The following is a 3924-nucleotide window of genomic DNA, read 5'->3' as shown; positions in this document are numbered from 1 at the left end:
CGGACCACGCGGGTGTCCCGGACGGTCACCCGGTCCGCGGGGATGATCCCGAGGAACCGCCGCGGCTCGACCCGGACCCAGCGCTCCGCCGCCAGCCGGTCCCGCACGATCCGGTCCGCCCGGCCCGCGTGGTGCCCGATCCACCGCCGCCACGACCGGGGCCGCGCGGACTCGGCGACCTCCGCCAGCACCGCGGCGAGCAGGGGATCGGCGGGTGGCCGGGAACCGTGCACCGGGACCGGCTTGCCGTTCTCCTCCCGCAGCAGGCCTGCGGCGAGGAGGTCGGTCAGCGCGGCGGCCCGCAGCAGCAGCCCGCGGTGCGTGGAGTGGGTGAGCCTGCGCTTGTCGAGGTCCCAGCCGAGCAGGTAGAGCTGTCCGGCGAGGGTGTCGGGGGTGTTCACGGTCGCCTCCTCAGGGCTGGTCGTCCGATGGCTCGGTGGCGGGCGGGCGGCCGGGGCGGCGCATCGGGGCGGCGGCGCTGGGCAGCCGCCCCGCCTCGGCCAGCGCGCGGCGCAGCAGGAACTCGATCTGTGCGTTCGTGCTGCGCAGCTCGTCGCCCGCCCAGCGGGCCAGGGCGTCGTGCACAGCGGGATCGAGGCGCAGCAGGATCTTCTTCCGCTCGGCCATGCCTACTGGTAGAGCGAGCCCGCGTTGACGATCGGCTGGGTGTCGCGGTCGCCGCAGAGCACGACGAGCAGGTTCGACACCATGGCCGCCTTGCGTTCCTCGTCGAGCTCGACGACGTTCTGCTCGGCCAGCCCGTCGAGCGCCAGCCGGACCATGCCGACCGCACCCTCGACGATCCGCTCGCGCGCGGCGACGACGGCGCCCGCCTGCTGGCGGCGCAGCATGGCCTGGGCGATCTCCGGGGCATAGGAGAGCCGGGTGATCCGCGACTCGATGACGGTGACGCCCGCCGACTCGACCCGCGCGGCGATCTCCGTGGAGAGCTGCTGGGTGATCTCCTCGGCGTTCTGCCGCAGGGAGAGGCCGGGCCCGCCCTGGTCGTCGTACGGGTAGCTGGTGGCGATGTGCCGCACGGCGGTCTCGGACTGGATCGCCACGAACTCCACGAAGTCGTCGACCTCGAAGCTCGCCTTCGCGGTGTCCCGCACCTGCCACACGACGACCGCCGCGATCTCGATCGGGTTGCCCTCCGCGTCGTTGACCTTGGCGAGCTCGGTCTCGTGGTTGCGGATCCGGGTGGAGACCTTGTGCCTGCTGGTGAACGGGTTCACCCACCGGAAGCCGTTGGTGCGGATGGTGCCGACGTACCGCCCGAACAGCTGGACCACGCGGGCCTCGCCGGGGGCGACGGCCGTGAGCCCGATCGACAGCACCAGCCCGAGCACGACGGCGACGATCCCGACGGCGAGCACCGCGGGGTTCTCGCCGGTGGCGGCGAGCACGATCAGGGCCACCCCGCCCAGGACCAGCACCAGCACGACGGCGAGCAGGGCGAACCCGCTCACGCCGGTGATCCGCTTCTCCTCGACCTGCGGAGTGGGCATGTCCGGCACGTCCGGCACGACGCGTGGGTCGAGTGGTGGAGCCGTCTCGATCATCTCTGGGTCCCTTCTCCCGGGGCTGATGTCGCAACCATAGCATAGTGATATCAGTTTTTCGGAGCCCCGAACGACGAAGGGCCCGACCGGTGACCGGTCGGGCCCTTCGCGCAGAGGAGGTCAGGCGGGGTGCATGCGCAGGATGTGCGCGACGTTCTCCCACGGCGTCAGGCGCACGTAGTTGCGCTCCTGCCAGTGGAAACGCTCACCGGTGATCTCGTCCGTGACCTCGAACGAGTCCTGCCAGCCCAGCCCCAGCTCCGGCATGTCCAGCCGGACGAAGCCCTCGCGCATCTCGAAGGAGTCGAGCGTGACCACCACGATGACGGTGTCCCCGGTGGCCGGGTCCGTCTTCGAGTAGGCGAGCAGCTGGGGGTTGTCCACCTCGTGGAAGTGGATGTCCCGCAGCTGCTGCAGCGCCGGGTGGGCGCGGCGGATCTCGTTGAGCCTGCCGATGAACGGCTCCAGCGAGCGCCCCTCGTTCAGCGCCTGGTGGTAGTCCCGCGGCCGCAGCTCGTACTTCTCCGAGTCCAGGTACTCCTCGGAGCCCGGCTTCACGGGGGTGCCCTCGAACAGCTCGAACCCGGAGTACACGCCCCAGGTGGGCGCCATCGTGGCCGCCAGCACGGCGCGGATCGCGAACATCGCCGGGCCGCCGGTCTGCAGCGACTCGTGGAGGATGTCCGGGGTGTTGACGAACAGATTCGGGCGGACCTCGTCCGCACGCTCGGCGTGCATGAGCGCGAACTCGGCCAGCTCCTCGGCCTCGGTCCGCCACGTGAAGTACGTGTAGGACTGCGTGAAGCCCAGCCTGCCCAGCCCGAACAGCCGCGCGGGCCGGGTGAACGCCTCGGCCAGGAACAGCACGTCCGGGTAGCGGGCCTTGACCTGCCAGATCAGCCAGTGCCAGAAGTTCGGCGGCTTGGTGTGCGGGTTGTCCACGCGGAAGATGCGCACGCCGTGCTCGACCCAGTGCAGCACCACCCGCAGCGACTCGGCGTAGATGCCCGCCGGGTCGTTGTCGAAGTTGATCGGGTAGATGTCCTGGTACTTCTTCGGCGGGTTCTCGGCGTAGGCGATCGACCCGTCCGGGCGCACGGTGAACCACTCCGGGTGGGCCTCGACCCACGGGTGGTCCGGCGCGCACTGCAGGGCGAAGTCCAGGGCGATCTCGAGGCCGAGGTCCTTGGCGCGGGCGACGAAGGAGTCGAAGTCCTCGATCGTGCCGAGCTCGGGGTCGATCGCGTCGTGCCCGCCGTCCTTGCTGCCGATGGCCCACGGGGAACCGACGTCCCCCGCCTCGGCGTGCACGGAGTTGTTGGGGCCCTTGCGGTGCACGGTGCCGACGGGGTGGATCGGCGGCAGGTACACGACGTCGAAGTTCATCGCCGCGATCCGGTCCAGCTCCTTGGCCGCGGTGACGAACGAGCCGTGCACGGCCCGGCCCGTCTCGTCCCGACCGCCGGTGGAGCGCGGGAAGAACTCGTACCAGGAGCCGAACAGCGCGCGCTCGCGGTCCACGTAGACCTGCTGGGTGCGGCCGCGGGTGATCAGCTCGCGCACGGGGCGCTCGGTCATGATGGTGTGCACCGCGGGGAACAGCGCCGGGGCGACCCGGGTGCGCAGCGGCAACGCGGTGTCCCGCAACGCGTTCGCGGCGCCGAACAGCAGGTCCCGGTTGGCGCGCTCGCTGGGACGGCGGCCCACGCGCTGCAGCAGCCGGGCGCCGGACTCCAGGTCGTTGGCCAGCTCCTCGGGGGTCTGGCCCGCCTTCATCTTGGCCTCGACGGCGTGCCGCCAGGTGGCCCACGGATCGCTCCAGGCGTCCACGCGGAAGGTCCACAGGCCCGGCTCGCTCGGCACGACGGTGGTGGTGAACCGGTCGGTGCCGACGCCGTCGGGCACCATGCGCACGTGCTCGGCCTGCTCGCGCGAGCCCAGGCGCTTCCAGACGACGTTCGCGGCCACCGCGTCGTGTCCCTCGCGCCACACCGTGGCGCGGATCGGGAGCACCTCGCCGACGACCGCCTTGCTCGGGTGGCGTCCGTCCCCCACACAGGGGCTGACGTCGTCGATTCCGAGCCGACCGGTCATATCGGACGCCACCCCCGTGTCTCGCTGATCGGATTCGCACCCCGGATACCCCTGTGGCGTGCGGGACAACCGTACCCAGTCAGTCCATACCCCGTGTGACGGGATCGGGCGTGGCGCCGCGGATTCACACGCTCTTCACCGAGCGGTACCGACCGGCCGGCGAACGGTCGGGGGGCGCGGGCGGAACCCGTCGCGGAGCGTGACCCCACGCTGCTCCAGGCGCGTGGCCCGCTCACCCGACGGAGCAGTGCGACCCGCTCCCGGT

Annotated in this window: 4 protein-coding genes; all 4 read right to left on the bottom strand. The window is 71.5% G+C overall.

The window, feature by feature from the left end:
• Positions 1-401: GOLPH3/VPS74 family protein (locus tag H5J29_RS24055; RefSeq protein ID WP_181783306.1), on the bottom strand; the 401-nt coding region annotated here is incomplete at its 3' end.
• A gap of 10 nt (positions 402-411) precedes the next feature.
• Positions 412-627 (bottom strand): type II toxin-antitoxin system antitoxin, encoded by a 216-nt coding sequence (locus tag H5J29_RS24050; RefSeq protein WP_181783305.1) that lies wholly within the window; start codon positions 625-627, stop codon positions 412-414.
• Between the two features lie 2 nt (positions 628-629).
• Positions 630-1511, bottom strand: a complete 882-nt coding sequence (locus H5J29_RS24045; protein WP_246394216.1) for an SPFH domain-containing protein — start codon at positions 1509-1511, stop codon at positions 630-632.
• A 174-nt stretch (positions 1512-1685) separates the two neighbouring features.
• Positions 1686-3659, bottom strand: a complete 1974-nt coding sequence (locus tag H5J29_RS24040; RefSeq protein ID WP_181783303.1) for an alpha-1,4-glucan--maltose-1-phosphate maltosyltransferase — start codon at positions 3657-3659, stop codon at positions 1686-1688.
• Between the last annotated feature and the right edge of the window lie 265 nt (positions 3660-3924).

Source organism: Pseudonocardia pini (genome assembly GCF_013870575.1).
GTDB lineage: Bacteria > Actinomycetota > Actinomycetes > Mycobacteriales > Pseudonocardiaceae > Pseudonocardia > Pseudonocardia pini.
Note: the sequence above shows the minus strand (reverse complement) of the source record. Positions and strands in the feature narration are given on the sequence as shown.

What these genes read in the sequence shown, in the direction of transcription:
- H5J29_RS24050 (WP_181783305.1), bottom strand. Translation starts at nt 627, where the DNA reads ATGGCCGAGCGGAAGAAGATCCTGCTGCGCCTCGATCCCGCTGTGCAC.
- H5J29_RS24045 (WP_246394216.1), bottom strand. Translation starts at nt 1,511, where the DNA reads ATGCCCACTCCGCAGGTCGAGGAGAAGCGGATCACCGGCGTGAGCGGG.
- H5J29_RS24040 (WP_181783303.1), bottom strand. Translation starts at nt 3,659, where the DNA reads ATGACCGGTCGGCTCGGAATCGACGACGTCAGCCCCTGTGTGGGGGAC.